The sequence below is a fragment of the Kitasatospora sp. NPDC051170 genome (assembly GCF_044455705.1).
GTDB lineage: Bacteria > Actinomycetota > Actinomycetes > Streptomycetales > Streptomycetaceae > Kitasatospora.
This window is the reverse complement of record NZ_JBITFA010000025.1, coordinates 38,329-54,551: the sequence shown is the minus strand read 5'-3', so window position 1 is coordinate 54,551 and position 16,223 is coordinate 38,329. Positions and strand designations below refer to the sequence as shown.

14 protein-coding genes are annotated in these 16,223 nt (G+C 71.3%); 5 read left to right on the top strand and 9 right to left on the bottom strand.

Going from position 1 to position 16,223, the window contains the following annotated elements:
• Window positions 1–66: 66 nt before the first annotated feature.
• The 4 genes from ACIBCA_RS35130 to ACIBCA_RS35115 all read right to left on the bottom strand — a co-directional run bounded on the left by ACIBCA_RS35130 (window position 67) and on the right by ACIBCA_RS35115 (window position 5,541).
• Window positions 67–2,058: an Ig domain-containing protein gene (locus ACIBCA_RS35130; protein ID WP_396287176.1), complete on the bottom strand. Its 1,992-nt coding sequence runs from the start codon at window positions 2,056–2,058 to the stop codon at window positions 67–69.
• A 405-nt stretch (window positions 2,059–2,463) separates the two neighbouring features.
• Window positions 2,464–3,303, bottom strand: a complete 840-nt coding sequence (locus ACIBCA_RS35125; RefSeq protein WP_396287174.1) for a carbohydrate ABC transporter permease — start codon at window positions 3,301–3,303, stop codon at window positions 2,464–2,466.
• Window positions 3,300–4,277: a carbohydrate ABC transporter permease gene (locus ACIBCA_RS35120; protein ID WP_396287172.1), complete on the bottom strand. Its 978-nt coding sequence runs from the start codon at window positions 4,275–4,277 to the stop codon at window positions 3,300–3,302. The genes ACIBCA_RS35125 and ACIBCA_RS35120 overlap by 4 nt, the downstream gene beginning before the upstream one ends.
• Entirely contained in the window at window positions 4,255–5,541 is a 1,287-nt protein-coding gene (locus tag ACIBCA_RS35115) for an extracellular solute-binding protein (RefSeq protein WP_396287171.1), read from the bottom strand. The genes ACIBCA_RS35120 and ACIBCA_RS35115 overlap by 23 nt, the downstream gene beginning before the upstream one ends.
• 260 nt (window positions 5,542–5,801) lie before the next feature.
• Between ACIBCA_RS35115 and ACIBCA_RS35110 the strand changes: the two genes are divergently transcribed.
• Together ACIBCA_RS35110 and ACIBCA_RS35105 are read left to right on the top strand one after the other, a co-directional pair.
• Window positions 5,802–6,965: a serine/threonine protein kinase gene (locus ACIBCA_RS35110; RefSeq protein ID WP_396287170.1), complete on the top strand. Its 1,164-nt coding sequence runs from the start codon at window positions 5,802–5,804 to the stop codon at window positions 6,963–6,965.
• 3 nt (window positions 6,966–6,968) lie between these two features.
• The gene (locus tag ACIBCA_RS35105; protein WP_396287169.1) at window positions 6,969–7,694 is read left to right on the top strand and encodes an HAD family hydrolase; all 726 of its coding nucleotides are present in this window, start codon (window positions 6,969–6,971) and stop codon (window positions 7,692–7,694) included.
• On the opposite strand, the gene ACIBCA_RS35100 is transcribed toward ACIBCA_RS35105, so the two are convergent.
• Window positions 7,660–9,141: a N,N-dimethylformamidase beta subunit family domain-containing protein gene (locus ACIBCA_RS35100; protein WP_396287168.1), complete on the bottom strand. Its 1,482-nt coding sequence runs from the start codon at window positions 9,139–9,141 to the stop codon at window positions 7,660–7,662. The two genes, ACIBCA_RS35105 and ACIBCA_RS35100, sit on opposite strands and share 35 nt — an antisense overlap.
• A 221-nt stretch (window positions 9,142–9,362) precedes the next feature.
• Here ACIBCA_RS35100 and ACIBCA_RS35095 point away from each other — a divergent pair, with 221 nt between their 5' ends.
• Together ACIBCA_RS35095 and ACIBCA_RS35090 are read left to right on the top strand one after the other, a co-directional pair.
• Complete coding sequence (locus tag ACIBCA_RS35095) at window positions 9,363–10,211, top strand: class I SAM-dependent methyltransferase (RefSeq protein ID WP_396287167.1); 849 nt, start codon at window positions 9,363–9,365, stop codon at window positions 10,209–10,211.
• Window positions 10,208–10,969 (top strand): GNAT family N-acetyltransferase, encoded by a 762-nt coding sequence (locus ACIBCA_RS35090; RefSeq protein WP_396287166.1) that lies wholly within the window; start codon window positions 10,208–10,210, stop codon window positions 10,967–10,969. Before ACIBCA_RS35095 ends, ACIBCA_RS35090 begins: the two co-directional genes overlap by 4 nt.
• Here ACIBCA_RS35090 and ACIBCA_RS35085 read toward each other — a convergent pair.
• The gene (locus tag ACIBCA_RS35085; protein WP_396287164.1) at window positions 10,944–12,104 is read right to left on the bottom strand and encodes a hypothetical protein; all 1,161 of its coding nucleotides are present in this window, start codon (window positions 12,102–12,104) and stop codon (window positions 10,944–10,946) included. The two genes, ACIBCA_RS35090 and ACIBCA_RS35085, sit on opposite strands and share 26 nt — an antisense overlap.
• 221 nt (window positions 12,105–12,325) lie before the next feature.
• Here ACIBCA_RS35085 and ACIBCA_RS35080 point away from each other — a divergent pair, with 221 nt between their 5' ends.
• Window positions 12,326–13,423: a radical SAM protein gene (locus ACIBCA_RS35080; RefSeq protein WP_396287163.1), complete on the top strand. Its 1,098-nt coding sequence runs from the start codon at window positions 12,326–12,328 to the stop codon at window positions 13,421–13,423.
• A gap of 183 nt (window positions 13,424–13,606) precedes the next feature.
• Here ACIBCA_RS35080 and ACIBCA_RS35075 read toward each other — a convergent pair whose 3' ends face one another.
• From ACIBCA_RS35075 to ACIBCA_RS35065, 3 genes are read right to left on the bottom strand one after another with little or no spacing between them, the layout of a single operon-like run.
• The gene (locus ACIBCA_RS35075) at window positions 13,607–14,545 is read right to left on the bottom strand and encodes a mevalonate kinase (protein WP_396287162.1); all 939 of its coding nucleotides are present in this window, start codon (window positions 14,543–14,545) and stop codon (window positions 13,607–13,609) included.
• The gene (locus ACIBCA_RS35070) at window positions 14,542–15,036 is read right to left on the bottom strand and encodes an NUDIX domain-containing protein (RefSeq protein WP_396287161.1); all 495 of its coding nucleotides are present in this window, start codon (window positions 15,034–15,036) and stop codon (window positions 14,542–14,544) included. The genes ACIBCA_RS35075 and ACIBCA_RS35070 overlap by 4 nt, the downstream gene beginning before the upstream one ends.
• Window positions 15,037–15,067: 31 nt before the next feature.
• Complete coding sequence (locus tag ACIBCA_RS35065) at window positions 15,068–16,186, bottom strand: NAD-dependent epimerase/dehydratase family protein (RefSeq protein ID WP_396287160.1); 1,119 nt, start codon at window positions 16,184–16,186, stop codon at window positions 15,068–15,070.
• Window positions 16,187–16,223: the final 37 nt, after the last annotated feature.

The following is a 16,223-nucleotide window of genomic DNA, read 5'->3' as shown; positions in this document are numbered from 1 at the left end:
TGACGGGCACGACGTCGGCCCCGGCGCCGCAGGAGGCGGTGCCGGGGCCGCTGGTCGCGCGGGTGCTCAGCTCTCGCGGGCCGAGGCGTCGTCGATCAGGAAGGCGGTGGTCGGGCTCGTGCCGGTCTCGTGGGAGACGAGCTTCAGGCCGACCGTGGTACCCCAGCCGAGCTGGCCGATGACCGAGGAGAGGTCGACCGACTGGTACTGGTAGCCGCCGGTCGCGTTCCGGCTGGTCCAGGTCTTCAGCGTGCCGATCGGCTGCGCCGTGTACTGGTTGATCGCCACCAGGGACAGCGTGTCGGGCGCGGAGGCGGAGGTGTTGGTGGACTCGACGTCCAGCCAGAAGGAGAAGGTGGCCTGCCCGTAGCCCGGGTAGGTGTTCAGGTACGTGGTGATGGAGTCGTCGGTCCCGGTGTTCTGGCCGAGCCAGGCGTACCAGGAACCGGAGTGCGGCGCGTGCAGGCTGGACGGGGTGATGGTGTTGTACCCCGACGGGCTCCAGGCGTCCGTCATCACGGTGTGGTTGACGTCGGCCGAGCCGTTCTCGAAACCGGCGTCGGTGAGCTGCTCGATCGTGCCGCAGCCCGACCCGCCGGAGGCACTGAGGCTCTCCCAGAAGCCGGTGGACGCCGTCTTGCCCGCACCGTCCGCCGCCGTCACGGTGATCCGCTGGTAGCCGCTGGTCGCGGCGGCGGTGCCGGAGATCACGCCGCTGTGCGCGTCGATGGCCAGCCCCTGCGGCAGCCCGGTGGCGCTGTAGGTGAGGGCCGAACCGGTGCTGGACGCGCCCACCGCCGGGATCGACAGCGGTTGCCCGGCCTTGTCGGTCCGGTCGCACATGGTGCTCACCGAGACCGGCGGACTGGCGACGATCGGGTCGTCACCGACGCACAGGTGGTCGGAGTTGGACCACAGGGTCTGGAGCGGGAAGCTGCCCGTCGACAGGTTCTCGAAGAACAGTCCGCCGTTGGAGCCCTTCGGGATCCAGGCGCACTTGTCGCCGACCTCCTGGCCGGTGGCGTCGGTCCAGCCGCCCGGGGTGTTCGGGTCGGTCACCGTCTCCGCGTACTCGTGGCCGCCGATGATCCCGTAGCCGTCCAGCCGGCCCCGCGGGGTGTTCTCACCGAACCAGTTGGTGCCGCAGCCCGCCACGTCCGACAGGTACGGCATGTTGGTGTAGGCGAGTTGGCCGTACGGCGAGCGCTGGAAGTCGTGCCAGGCGCAGAAGCCCAGCTCCTTCCACTTGTCCGGGTCGGTGCCCTGCGGCGAGTCGATGATGTACTGGACGTTGCGGTTCTGCGCCTCCGTCAGATTGCCGAAGTGCTTGGCGGCGGCCAGCGCCTCGGCACCGAGCTGCGGCTCGGTGGCGGACTGCGGCGCGGGGGCGGCGTTGTCCACCCAGACGCCCGCGAGCACGCTCCCCGCCTGCGGGTACGGGATGTGCGCGGACCCGGCCGGGCACTGGACGGAACCGGTGGCGATGCCCTCGCAGTACTGGGTCAGGACGGCGCTCCAGCCGTCGCCGGCGCTGCCGAGGCCCTTGAAGAAGTCCTGCTGGTACGGGGCGGCCTGGTCAGGGTCCCCGGTCGTCGTGACGTCACCGGTCGAGTTCGTCGACGGGGTGCCCCACTGGGAGCCCCAGAGCACCAGGTAGACCTTGGGCGCGCCGATCACCACACCGGTCGACTCCTGGCCGCCCTTGTAGGTGACCTGGAGGTCGTACTCGTTCGCGACGTTGCCGTCGCCGTTCTTGCCGGTGCCCGGATCGGCGCCGTCCACCAGCTCGGGAGCCTTCTTGCCCCCGGTGTTCGCGGCGGCGACCGGGCCGGTCCTGGCTGCCTTGGCACGGTGCGGGCCGGACTTCTGCGGGGCTGCGGCCGTCTTCGGGGTGCCCGGCTGGGCGACCACGGTGACGGCCTGCGATGCGTGGGAGTCGGCCATCGCGGACAGCGGGCTGCTCAGCGCGGCGCCGGACAGCGCGGCCGCGAGTGCCACCGCGGCGGTTCGTCGGCCGCGCCGGACCCGTTCGGGCAGGCGGGATCGGAATCTGATCACAGGTCGGGTTCCGTCTCTCGTGACGTGGGGGGAGGAACGCAGAGTGCGGCGCGCACGCGGAGTCGACTGATCGCCGACGGACTGCGGTGGGGGACGGGGAACCGGATCTCACCCGGGCGCCGCTGTGCAATGCGCCATATGATATTTCACTGATGGGCGCGCACAAGGGTGCGCGCGTGACGCCCGACGGCGCCGCCCACCCGCGGGCGGACCGCCCGACCGCGGTCCGGCCACTCCCCCGTACGGCGCCGTGCCTGCCCCACCCGGCCCGGTCGCCCACGCACCGAAGCCGTCGGCGCCGGCGCGCCGACTCCGCGGGCGGGCACGGATTTTAACTGCGCCTTACCCGAGCCGACCTCGTCTTGGCACTCCGGCCCCGGAGGCGCCGACCGCGCTCAGCCGCGCTCAGCCGCGGACGGCGCCCGTGGCGAGACCGGCCGCGATCCGGCGCTGGACGAGGAGGAAGGCGACGACCACGGGCAGGGCGGTCAGGGTGGCGCCGGCCATCAGCCCGCCGTAGTCGGTGCCGAAACTGGTCTGGAAGGAGACCAGCCAGATCGGCAGGGTGCGCTTGTCGTTGCTGGAGAGCAGGACGTACGCGAGGACGTACTCGTTCCAGGCCTGGACCAGGCCGAAGATCGAGGTGGCGACGAGCCCGGGGGCGAGCAGCGGCAGGGTGACGCGCCGGAACGCGCCGAGCCGTCCGCAGCCGTCCACCATCGCGGCCTCCTCCAGTTCCGGGGGGATGGCGACGATGAACCCGCGCAGCATCCACACGGTGAAGGGGAGCGCGAAGGCGAGGTAGGTGAGGATGACGCCGGTCAGGGTGTCGGTCAGGGCGAGGTCGTTGAGCAGCAGGTAGACGGGGATGACCAGGGCGATCAGCGGGATCGTCTGGACGCACAGCAGGACGAGGATCAGCGCCCGGCGCCCGGCGAAGGCGAACCGGGCGACGGCGAAGGCCGCGAGGGTGCCGACGACCAGGGAGATCACCACCGTGCCGGCGCCGATGAGGACGCTGGAGCGCACGTTCTCCCAGAAGGTGTCGGAGCCCATCGCCCGGCGGAAGTTGTCCAGGGTGAACGTGCGGGGCCAGAACTCCGGTGGCACGTGGAGGATCTGGCTCGCGGGCCGGAAGGCCGTCAGGACCATCCAGTAGACGGGGAAGGCCATGACGGCGGCGCCGATCAGCCCGGCGGTGTTCGCGAGGCGGCGGTTGCGGCGGCGCCGGCTGTCGGTGGTCATTCGACCTCTCCCGTCCGGAGGATCTGGCGCAGGTAGACGGCGGAGCCGACGAGCAGCAGCAGCACGGTGAGGATGGCGATGGCCGCTCCCGCGCTGTAGCGGTTGACGGCGAAGGACTCGATGAAGGAGTAGACGCCGAGCAGGTAGTAGTCGCGTTCGGGCTGGCCGCCGCGCATCAGCCAGATCTGGCTGAACACGCCGAAGTCCCAGATCGCTGACAGGGCCGCGACCACCGTGAACAGCGGCCTGATCATCGGGAAGGTGACGTGGCGGAAGATCTGCGCTCCCCGGGCGCCGTCGACCCGCGCGGCCTCCTCCAGCTCGGGCGGCACCTGGACGACGGCCGCGTGCAGGGTGATGGCGGCGAAGGGGATCGCCCCCCAGACCACGACGGCGACGATGACGGCGTAGCCCTCCCAGGGGTTGTTGAACCAGTTGTGGCCGCGGAAGTCCGCGCCGGTGAGTTCGCCGAGCACCCAGTTGGCGATGCCGTAGTCGGCGTCGGTGAGCCAGCGGAACACCGAGGCGGCGACCATGAACGGCATGGCCCAGACGGCGACGAGGACGCCGACGATGATCACCCGCACCCAGCGGGAGACGCTGCGCAGCAGCAGCGCGAAGCCGAGCCCGCCGACCATGGTGAGCCCGGCGCAGACGGCGGCGAAGGCCACGGTGCGGGCGACGACCACCCAGAAGAAGCCGTCGGAGAGGACGGCCTGGTACTGGTCGAGGCCGACCCAGGGCGGAGGCTCGCCGGAGAAGAGCTCCTTGCGGGTCATGTCCTTGAAGGAGAGCAGGACCATGTCCAGCAGCGGGTAGCCGAGGACCAGCAGCAGGGTGCCGATCATGGGCGCGATCAGCAGGTACGGGGTGGCCCGTTTGGCCACCCGCCGCCGGCCGGGGGCCCTGCCCGTGCGCACGGGGGTGCGCACGGCGGGCTCCGCGGCCTGCTCAGTTCTTGTTGATGACGGCATCGATGCGCCCGTCCGCCGTCTTGGTGGCGTCCTCCACCGAGTGCTTGCCGGTGGCGATGTCCTCCAGCATCTCCTGGAGGATGTTGGCCTTCTCCACGGCGACCCAGCCGGGGGCCTGCGGGGTGACCCAGCCGCGGGTGGCGGCCTTGGCGGCGGGGCCGTTGACGCCCTTGGCGTCGACCTCGCCGAGCTGGGCGGTGTTGTTCGGCAGGGTGTTGGCCTTGATCAGGCGCTGCTGGGAGGTGCGGTCGGTGAAGAGCTTGATCCACTCCTGGGCGAGGTCCTTGTTCCTGGACTTCGCGGGCACGGCGAGTTCGGAGCCGCCGAGGAAGGGCGGCAGCGGTCCGCCGGAGGGGCCGGGGAAGGCGAAGGAGCCGAACTTGCCCTTGAGTTCCGGGTTGCCGCCGGACTGCGGGTCGGCGGCGGCGTCGGCCTCCCAGGTGTTGCCGTAGAAGGCGCCGACCTTGCCCTGGCCGACGACGGCGGGCTCGTCGCCGTTGTCCTTGGAGCGGTCGCCGACGTAGTAGGAGTCGATCAGGGCCTTCCAGGCTTTCAGGCCCTCGACGGACTTGGGGCCGGAGAAGGCGCTCTGCCACTTGCCGTCCTTCTTGACGGCGATCTCCCCGCCGGTGTCCTTGACGAAGGCGAGGGCGGCGTACCAGTAGCGGCCGGGCATGTAGAGCGCGGAGAACGCCTTGTCCTCGGCGCCGAACTTGGCCTTGAGCGCGTCGAGGGCGGCGATCAGCTCCGGGTAGGTGTCGGGCGCTTTCGCGACTCCGGCCTGCTGGAACAGGTCCGTGCGGTAGATGCCGACGCGGGCACCGACGTAGTAGGGCACGCAGTAGGTCTTGCCGTTGTACTCGCAGGGTTCACGCAGGGCGCTCAGCCATTCACCCGCGTGGTCGAACTTCGAGGGGTCCACGGGCGCGAAGGCGTCGTTGACGATGTAGTTGACCGTCTCGCTGTTGCCCATCTCGATGACGTCGGGCACGTCGTGGCCGGCCAGGGCGGCGTCCACCTTGAGGTTCTTGGTGGTCCACTGCTGGTACTCGACGGAGACGTCGGTGCCCGGATGCGCCTGCTTGAAACGGGTGTTGACGGATTCCACCAGATCCGGCCAGCTCTCCTGGGCGTCGACGGTCAGCCAGACCGTCAGCTTCCCGGAGCCCTTCGAACTGCCGGAGTCGCTCGAACACCCGGCCGCGGCCGCGAGCACCGCCAGGGTGGAGGCCGCCGCGACGACGCCTCGTAATCTTCTTGTCATGCCTACTCCTCGATCCCGCCGACTGACGGTCGCAATTACCCAAGAGATGGTCAACTCACGCTGCTGGTACCGACTTTCGGCCATCACCGGCATCACCACACGACTGACGACACATCAGTTCAATGGTCTAGACACGTGGGGTTATACCTTCCGAGGCATAGATTGCCGCCCACCCCATCAACCCCGACAATGACGCAAAGGTCACCACCGGCAATCGAGCCACTCTTGACGGTCACCACCCCTGCAGGCACGGTGGCGGCATGACCGAGCTCAGCGCGCAGACCACGGACTCCGACGAACGACCCCTCAAGGTCAACTCCTGGAACGGCTGGGACCCGCTACGGCACGTGATCGTCGGCCGCGCCGACGGCACGATGGTCCAGGCCCCCGAACTCGCCGTCCGCCGGGACTACCCCGACGACGGATTCCCGCTCGGCACCTACGGGCCGATGCCCGAGGACATGACCGCGGCGGCCAACGAAGAGCTCGACAACTTCGCCGAACTGCTGCGCAGGCGCGGCATACGCGTCGACCGGCCCACGCCCATCGACTTCAGCGCCCCCGTCTCCACCCCCGAGTGGACGCAGGACTCCATGTTCGGCTGCATGCCGCCCCGGGATCTCTTGCTCACCGTGGGCAACGAGGTCCTCGAAGCGACCATGTCCTACCGCAGCCGCTGGTTCGAGTACCTCTGCTACCGGCCCGTCCTGCAGAAGCTCTTCGAGGCCGACCCGACGATGCGCTGGGAGGCCGCGCCCAAGCCGCGACTGACCGACGCCTCCTTCAACCCCGGATTCTGGGACGTCTTCAACTCCCAGACCACACAAGAGCAGTTGGCCCGCGTCCGCGACTACGACCTGGTCCTCACCGAGGCCGAGCCGCTCTTCGACGCGGCCGACGTCGCCCGCTTCGGCAAGGACCTCTTCGTCCAGCTCTCCTTCGTCACCAACCGCAGCGGCTACGACTGGCTCAAGCGGCACTACCCCGAGCACCGCGTCCACGCGGTGACCTCCACCAACACCCACCCCCTGCACATCGACTCCACCTGGGTGCCGCTGCGCCCGGGCCTGGTGCTGCACTGCGGCGAGCGCCTCGCCGACCCGGAGCTGATGGAGTTCTTCAAGCTCAACGACTGGGAGATCGTGGAGGCGGTGCAGCCCGCGAGCTGGGACCACCCGCCGAAGCTCTCCTTCTGCAGCCCGTGGCTGGCGGCCAACATGCTCAACCTGGACCACAACACCCTGTGCGTCGAGGAGAACGAGGTCCGCCTCTCCGAGCAGCTCTCCTCCTACGGCTTCGAGATCGTGCCGGTGCCGTTCCGCGCGGTCGGCCCCTTCGGCGGCGGGCTGCACTGCTCGACCGTCGACATCGAGCGCGAGGGCGGGATGGAGGACTACTTCCCCCGGCGGTACGGGAAGTACTGACCAGTGCCTCCGGCAATCGTGGCGCGCACCCGGGGCGTGATCTTCGACTTCTACGGAACGCTCGTCCGCATGGTCGCCCCCCTGCCGCCCGACCACGCGTCGGTCTTCGAGCGGCACGGGCTGGGCGCCCAGGGCGCCCGCTGGGGCGACCAGTGGTCCGTCGGCCCCGCCGACGGGGAGGAGCACGCCGCCCACTCATCCAGCGAACAGGCGTACCACGCCTGGGAGTTGGAGCGACTCAAAGCCAGGGCCAGGGGCTGCGGCGTACCCGCCGAGCAGCTCGACGGCCTCGCGGCCGACCTCGACGCCGCCACCAAGGACATGCGCCTGGCGGTCTACGAGGACGTCCGCAGCACGCTCGCGGACCTTCGACGGCGCGGGCAGACGGTGGCGCTGTGCTCCAACTGGTTCTGGGACCTGGACGGGGCCGTCGCCGCCGTCGGGCTCACCGGACTGTTCGACGTGGTGGTCACCTCGGCGCAGGCCGGGGCCCGCAAGCCGCACCCCCTCATCTACCGTACGGTGCTGAAGAGTTGCGGCCTGCGGGCGGAGGAGGCCCTGTTCGTCGGGGACGCCTGGGGCCCGGACGTCGAGGGCCCGCTGGCCGCCGGCATGCGGGCCGCGCACCTGTGCCGTCCGGATGCCGCGGTGGACTTCGGCGAGGCCCCGCCGCTGCGCGACGGGGCCGCCCGGATCACCTCCCTGCCGGCCCTGACCGCTCTTCTGTAGAGCCGGGTCCGCGATGGCGCAGCCGGTCGAGCAGGTTGCGGGTGACCTGCTCGACCGCCGCGTCCTGCCCCCGGCCGACGACGGTGGGCCAGTCGGTGGTCCCGGCCGTGAAGACGGTGCCGCCGCGGGTGTACAGGCCCATGGTGGCGGCGCGCGGGCCGGTGGTGCCGGGCTCGCGCTCGGGGCAGTTCCAGTGGCTCCACTTCATGGTGTGGAAGTCCTCGTTCACCGGGTTCAGCACGTACAGGCCCAGGATGAGGAAGGAGTCGGGGGTGCCGTCCGCGCCGGTGGGCCGGGCGACGCCGTCGGCGTCGTAGGCGAAGGCGGCGCCGTCGCACTCGTACCCGATGAGCGGGGTGCCGGCGCCGAGGGCGTCGGCGGGGCCGCCGTCGGAGCCGTCGCGCAGGCCCGTGCCCCGGTAGATCCAGTGGTCGGCGTGCTGGACGGTGTACCCGTCCAGGGGCCGGTCGCCGGGCCAATCACCGGGCCACATTCCGCCGCCGCGAAAACTCACCCCGGTGAGGGAATTCTCGGGTTCGCCGACGCCGTCCGGTTTGTCGGCCCACCAGAGGTCGGTCGCCGGGAGGTGGGGGTGGACGCCTGCGACGTGGTGGTCGGTGTCGGAGACGAATGCCGTGTCGTCATCGGTGAGATGAACGCGCCACCAGCAGGTGTTGGCGCTCAGGAAGGCCACGTTTCCGCCGCCCTCGACGAAGGATTCCACCCGGGCGCGCATGGCGGCGCTCCAGTATTCGTCGTGGCCGACGCTCAGCAGCAGATCGTAGGCGTCCAGGAGTTCCCGGTCCTGGTGCAGATCGAGGTCGGTGCAGTATTCGACCGCGTATCCGTTGCGTTCCAGCCAGGCGATGAACGGGGCGTCCCAGTGGGCCAGGTCGATGATGCCGCCGGGGCGGCGCATGCTCAGCTTGTGGCCGCGCGGGCCGCCGTGCACGGGGTCGTCGTAGACGGGATTGTCGTAGAGGCTGGCGGCGCGTTCGGCGGCGGGGTGGTCGGCGCGGTTGTAGGCGTGCCGGGTGAAGCTGGACTTCTTGTACAGGATGCGGGAGCGGCTGCCCGGCCGTACGGGCCTGACCACGAAGAACTCCCGCTCCGCGCCCTCCAGGGTGTCGGCGTCCAGGGCCGGTTCCTCCGCTCCCCGTTCGACGAACAGCGCCACGTAGATGCCCGGCTCCCAGTCCTCGGGGACGGCGTACGCGTACGGCGGCCAGTCCCAGTCCGTCGCCGGGTCGGCGTGGCCGGGCACGCCGTCCGGGTGCGGTGGCGGTGGCCGGTGGACGCCCGTCAGCCAGGGCGTCCGGGCGACGAACTCCACCTCCCGGCCGAGCCGGTGGAAGCTGAGCCGGAAGGCCTCCGCGTCCGTCGAGACGTGGAAGTCCAGCGTTTCCCCCGCGATGACGCTCTCCCTGCCGAAATATCCCTCGATCACACCGTCCCCCAGGATTGTCCGTTCACCCGATTGAGCGGACGGTCACGTTACCCCGCACGCCATCTCCCTTTCCACGGGCCGGAGTTCGGCCAAGGATCACGCCTTTCCGGACAAGCCGTTCCGTAGGCGTCTGCCGCCACCCGGGCCCGGGTAGCGAAAATCGGGTTTCACCGCACGACTTCCTGCCACCTTCTGCCGAGGGGAATCGGATGGACGACCGGATGGACAGTAGACTGCACGTCCGCGAACTGATCCTGGGAATCGAGGGATTGGCGCTCCTGCGCAACGCCGTCGACGGCGACGAGGCGTTCCTGAAGGCCCGCGTCGAGGAGATCCGCAGGTTCGTCACCCAGGACGAGCAGCCGATGCCCGACGCCGAGGCGGCCGTGAGCGAGCTGGACCTCGCCACCGGCTACGCGGAGTGGGCCGAGCGGTACGACACCCTGCCCAGCTCCTTCATCCAGGTCGAGGAGCCGATCGTCCACGGCATCCTCGACGCCCTGCCCGTCGGGGTGGCCCTCGACGCGGCCTGCGGCACCGGCCGCCAGACCGCCGCCCTGCTCGCCCGCGGCCACCGCGTCATCGGGGTGGACCAGTCCCCCCAGATGATCGACCAGGCGCGCCGGCACTCCCCCGAGGCCGAGTACCGCCTCGGCCTGCTGGAGGCACTGCCGCTGGAGGACGACTCCGTCGACCTGGCCGTCTGCTCCATGGCCATGACGCACCAGGAGGAACTGACCACGGCCTTCGGCGAGTTGGCGCGCGTCGTCCGCCCCGGCGGGCGGATCGTCGTCACCGATCTGCACCCCTTCGTCATCGCCCTGCAGGGCCAGTGCGTCTTCGTGCGCGGCCCGGGCAGCCTCGGCTTCGTCCGCAACCGGCTCCACCTGCCCGGCGCGTACCTGGCCGCCGTCGCGGCGGCCGGTCTGACGCTGCGCGCCTGCCACGAGCCGGTGTTCAACGGCAGCCTGGCGCCCGGGGGTTACGAGGAGTTCGTGGCCGACGCCGCCCGCGCCGCCTGGGCGGGCCTGCCGCTGATGGTCGTCTGGGACGCGGAGGTGCCCTCGTGACGAGCCCGCGCTGGACCACCGTGCGCCACAGCGAGCGCCCCGAGCTGTGGGACCGCATCCCGGAGGACTTCGCCGGCGTCGTGCCCGAGTACAACCTCCACGGCGACATCGGCGACCTCTACTGGGACCGGATGTTCAAGGAGTTCCCCGAGTACCAGTTCCTGCTCCACGACGAGGAGGCCGACGCCGTCCTCGGCACCGGCCGCTCGCTCCCCCGCGCCTGGGACGGCACGCCCGCCGGGCTCGGGAACGGGCTGGACGAGTCCATCGCCGCGGCCTTCGCCGAGCGCGAGGCCGGGATCGCGCCCACCGCCCTGTGCGCCCTCGGCGTGGAGGTGTCCCCGGCGCACCAGGGCCGGGGCCTGTCCAAGGTCCTGCTGCGGGAGCTGGCCGTCCTCGCCCGCTCCGCCGGGCTGGACACCGTCATCGTGCCCGTCCGGCCGACCCACAAGGAGCTGTACCCGACGATCCCGATCGAGCGCTACGCCGCCTGGACGCGCGAGGACGGCTCGCCCTTCGACCCCTGGGTGCGCACCCAGGTCAAGGTCGGCGGCGTCCTCGCCCACGGCACGGCGCAGTCCTCGCGGATCACCGGCACCGTCGCCGAGTGGGAGTCCTGGACGGGCCTGGAGTTCCCCGAGGACGGCGACTACGTCTTCCCCCACGGTCTCGCGCCCGTCCACATCGACCGGGCGCGGGACCTGGGCACCTACTGGGAGCCGGGGGTCTGGATCACCCACGACGCCCGGAGCGACTGAGCAGCGAACTCCCGCAGCGGATCGCACTCCAGGCGTACTCGGTGAGCAGCGCCGCCTGGCCGGGGGTCACCCCGGGGCGCTGCTCGGCGGGCAGGCTGGCCAGGCCCAGGGTGGAGACGGCCCGCTCGCGCAGCCGCGCCAGCTCGGGCCCGGCCGAGACGCCCTCCGGCCGGGCCTCCAACCGGCCCTCCAACCCGCCCTCCGGCCGGGCCTCCAGCCGACCCGCGACGGCCTCGGCCTGGGCGCCGAGGAGCACGGCGTGCAGCCACAGCTCCTCGGCGTACCGGTCGCCGAAGGCCTCGGCGACCTCCCGTACGGCCTCGGCCGGGCGGTGGGCCGCCTCGAGCCCGCGCAGCGCCTGCTCGCTCACGCCGGTGTGCGGCAGCGCCTCCCGCCAGGGGATGTGGGCGGAGGGCTCGGTGCCCCAGGACAGCTGGAGGTAGCCCTCGCCGTTGCGCATGTACGGCAGCCAGTCGGGCCGCTCCAGCACCGGGCCGTGGGCGAGCAGCGGCCGGGCGGTCGCCTCGTCGACGGGGCAGGCCGCCTTGCGCACGCCCTGGGAGGCGTGCCCGTTGATGGAGCTGGTGCCGGTGTGCTCGGTCACGTTCGGCACCGCGAGCAGGGCCATCCGCCCGCCCGGGCGCAGGAAGGCGGAGAGCACCTCGTCGTCGTGGCGGTCGCCGCTGCGGTGGCCGAACTCCCGGTAGCGCGCGGCCATCTCGACGGGCAGGCAGACGGCCAGGGTGGGCGTGAACTCCTGCGGCACGCCCCGCACCCAGGCCGCGCCGGCCAGGGCCGCCAGGCGGGAGAGCGCGCCGTTGCGGGCGTGCCAGTTGGTGTAGAAGACCAGCGCGTCCTCGGGGAAGCGGGCCGCCGCCTCCGTCACCAGGCCGACCAGGTCGGCGGGGGCGGCCACGTCGTCCTGGACCATCAGGTGGTGGGTGGCGGTCTCCTCGGCCTGCCCCCAGGCCACCAGCGCCGTGCGCAGCGCGGACGGCGGGCCGGTCGGGTCCGGGTCCACGGCGAGGTTGCCGACGCCGAGCCAGGACGCCAGCTCCTCGGCCTGCGCCCGGCGCACCGGGTGGGTCATCACGGAGGCGCTGACGCGGGGTGGAACGGCGGATGCGGCGCTCATCGGGTGCTCCTTCGTCGTACGGCGGGGTGGCGGGTGAGGGTCGTCCGGTGATCGATCGTGGCAGATTCCGAATGGGCGGTTTGCGTGGGGATTGGGAATCGGCCGGAAAAGGCCCCTCGGAAATCGGCCAGGAACGCAACGTGTCCGGAACTCGACGACTGGTCCCGGCCTTTATGGGCAGGTTAGGAGAAGCCTGTGTGCCCGTCCAACGAAGGAGAACCATGGGTGCCGATCGTCTCGACCTGGTCTCCAAGCTTTACCAACCGTCAAGTTGGCCGAGGATTCTGGAGGTTGCCTCGGGTTCCCGTTCCAGTGCCCCGCTCGTCGTCGATCTCGATCCGACTACTTTCTGCGACCTGGCATGCCCGGAGTGCATCAGCGGAAAACTCCTGAACCAGGGCCGTTTCACCGCGGACCGCCTGTCCGAACTCGCCGGGGAACTGGTGGAGATGTCCGTCCGGGCGGTCATCCTCATCGGTGGCGGGGAACCGCTCGCCCATTCCGGGACCAAGCGCGTGCTGCGCGTCCTCGGGGAGGCCGGCATAGCCATCGGCGTGGTCACCAACGGCACGCTGATCAGGCAGAACCTGGATGAACTGGCCGCCTACGCCTCCTGGGTGCGCGTCTCGATGGACGCCGGAACCAAGGCGACGTACGGCGTTTTCCGGCCCGACCGCAAGGGCGCCAGCGTCTTCGACAAGGTGGTCGCCAACATGCGGCTGCTCGCCGAGGCGAAAAGCGGAGCGCTCGGTTACTCGTTCCTCCTGATGTCCCGCCGGGAAACGGACGGGAATACCGTCAGCAATCACCACGAGGTGCTGACCGCTGCCGAATTGGCCCATGACATCGGATGCGATTACTTCGAGGTCAAGGCCATGTTCGACGACGATCACCACATCGTCCCGGTCGCCGATTCCCTGCTCTCCTCCGTCGAGGACCAGCTGGCGCAAGCCTCCCGTCTGGAGAGCGAAACATTCCAGATCGTCAACTCCTCCACCCTGCATTCCCTGCGCAACCACCGCGGCCCGGTGCAGCCGAAGGACTACGAACGCTGCCGCATCGCCGAATTGCGCACATTGGTGACGCCGTCCGGGGTCTACGCGTGCTCGTACCACCGCGGGAACGAGAAGGCGAAGATCGGCGACGCCGTCACCCAGAGCCTCGCCGAGATCTGGCGCGACTCCGACCGCGGCCTGGTGAACCCGAGCTCCGACTGCCGGTTCCACTGCGCCCGCCACGCCTCCAACCTGGAGCTGGAGAGGATCGGCGAGGGCAACGGCGCCCCCGTCCTCGACTCCGACTACGACCCCTTCATCTGACCCGGGCCGCTTCGCCCGGCCCGCCCATCCCACCCGCACATCCGGGCCGCTTCGCCCGGCCCGCACGCACGACGGCGCCGCCGGTCCTCCCGCGTTCGGGAGGGCCGGCGGCGCCGCCTCGATGCTTCTAGGGCGTGTCTGACAATTCCCGCCGGGCGGTCGCCGCCAATTGTCAGACGCGCCCTAGAGCCTGAACCCCGCCGCCCGTACGGGCATCACCCGCACGTCCGGGTACCCCTCGTAGGCGGTGCGCAGCCGGGCGGCGGTCGCCTCCGCCTCGTCCGCCGGGCAGACACCCACCAGGGCCCCGCCGCCGCCGGCGCCGCTGAGCTTGAGGGGCAGGCCCACGCGGTCGCGGGCGAGGTTCCTGAGGCGCTCCAGGAACGGCGTGGACATCGCCTGGTAGTCCCGCATCGCCACGTGGGCCCGGCCCATCGCGGCCTCCAGCGAGGAGAGGTCGCGGGCGCCGAGGGCCTTCCACACCTCCTCGGAGGCGGCGTCGGCGGTGGCCATGTAGTCGGCGAGCTTCGGGTCCCCGTCGGCGAGCTGCGCGCGGACGACGCGGATGTGGTGGCCGGTGGACTTGGCGGTGGCGGAGTCGACCACCAGGACCGTCCAGTCCGCCGGGAAGAGCGCCCGCTCCCGGATGACGGGCAGCCCGGTGCTGCGGCCCTCCAGCAGCAGCGCGCCGCCCTGGATGACGGCCGTCTGGTCCATCCCGCCGCCGTTGAAGACGAGGAACTCGAAGTGGTACGCCCAGTGGCTGACGGTCTCCACGCCGACCTCGGCCGACCGGCCGACCGCGGCCAGGTACGCCTCGAACAGCGCGACGATCAGCGCCGTGGAGGAGGACAGCCCGCTGGCCGCCGGGGCGTCGCTGCCGACCCGTACGGCGGGCGCCCGCTCCGGCAGGCCGGGGAGCCGGGCGCGCAGGTACTCCCACACCTCCTGCGCCCAGCCGCCGGTGCTCCCGGGCCCGTCCGCCCTGCCGGAGGGGAGCACCTCCACCGTGGTCGTCAGGTCGAGCGCCACGCTGACCGAGCGCCCGCCCAGCCAGTCCAGGTCCTCCCCGGACAGGCAGGCCCGGCAGGGCACGACCGCGCGTATGGGTGGGTGACTCATCGGGCCTGGAACCTCCCCGTCTCGCGGAACACCTCGTACAACTCCAGCACGGCGGCCGTGGCCCGGTACAACGGCTCCGGCGGGTCCTTCGGGTCGAAGAACCCGGCCCGCAGCACCTCGTCGGCCCCGGGGCGGATGCTCCCGGTCCAGCGGTGCGCGGCGAAGCAGAGCGCGAAGCACTGGGCGACGTCGCCGCCCGGGTAGGTGAGGGTGTGCAGTCCGGGGTCGGAGAAGGAGGCGAAGGGGACGAGGTCCGCCTCCTCGACGTGCAGGCCCGTCTCCTCCTCCAACTCCCGTGCGGCGGTGGCGGCGAAGGTGTCCCCCTCCTCGCAGGCTCCGGCGGGAAGCTCCCAGAGGCCGTTGTCGCTGCGCTTCTGGAGCAGGCAGCGCCCCTGGTCGTCCAGGACGAGCACCTGGGCGCCGGGCAGCAGGAGCAGCTGGCTCCCCACCTTCTGGCGCAGCTTCCACACGTACGAGCCGACGTAACTCACGTACTCTCCCTACTGGTTGGGCCCGACCGGCTCAGGCGGACCGGTCGGCCGCGGTGGCGCGCAGCCACTCGGGGACGGCCTGCGGGTTGGCCTTCAGCCAGCGTACGTACCTCTCGACGCCCTCGCGGACGTCGATGCGCGGGGTGAAGCGCAGGAGTTCGCGCATCCGCTCGGTGGCGGCGTAGCCGCCCAGGGGGTCGCCCTCCGGGAGCGGGGTGACGATCTGGCGCGAGCCCGGGTAGTGCGGGGCGATGAGGTCGGCCACGTCGCGCACCGAAGTGGGCTTGCCCGTACCGACGTTGATGATCTGTCCGGCCGCCTTCTCCTCGACGAGGGCGAGCACCGTCGCCGCCGCGATGTCGTCCACGTGGACGAGGTCGCGGACCTGGACGCCGCCGCCGTTGAGGTGGATCGGCAGGCCGAGGTGGGCGTGCATGGACATCCACGCGACCATCCACGAGTGGCTGCCGGGCTTGGGGATCTGCGGATCCCCGTAGACCGAGAAGTAGCGCAGCACGGTGAACTCGGGCCGGTCCGGGGCGGCCAGCATCAGCCGGGCCTGGTGCTCGGCCCACAGCTTGGTGTTGGCGTAGACCGAGACGGGCACGAGGGGCTGGTCCTCGCGGAAGACCTGCGGGCCGGTGACGCCCGGGTCGCCGTTGCCGTAGACGGCGGCCGAGGAGATGAACACCAGCCGGCGCACCTCGGAGGCGGCGATCTCCTCGAGCACGGTCTCGGTGCCGCGCACGTTGGCCTCGAAGGCCACGTCGGGGTGGCGGGTGCAGGCGGCGACGTCGGCGTAGGCGGCGGCGTGGATCACGTAGTCGGCGCCCTTGACGACGCCGCGCACGGTCTCCCGGTCGCAGATGTCCCCGGCGACCGCCTCGGCGCCGAGGCGGTCGAGTCCGAACAGCTCGCGGACGTCCCCCGGGTACGCGTCGAAGCGGTCCAGCACGGTGACGGCGGCGCCGGCCCGGCGCGCCAGGGCGACGACGCGGCTTCCGACCAGTCCCCCTCCGCCCGTGACGACGACGCGGGCGTCCCGCAGCCCGTTCAGGCGTTGCAGTAACGATTCTTCTGATGCGGCGCGGACGGCCGAGCCCTGGGATTCGGACCCCAGGGATGCTGCCTGCACGCTGGGCGCGTTCATCGGTTCCCCTCCGGTTTCTGCGCGGGAGCGGTGGCTC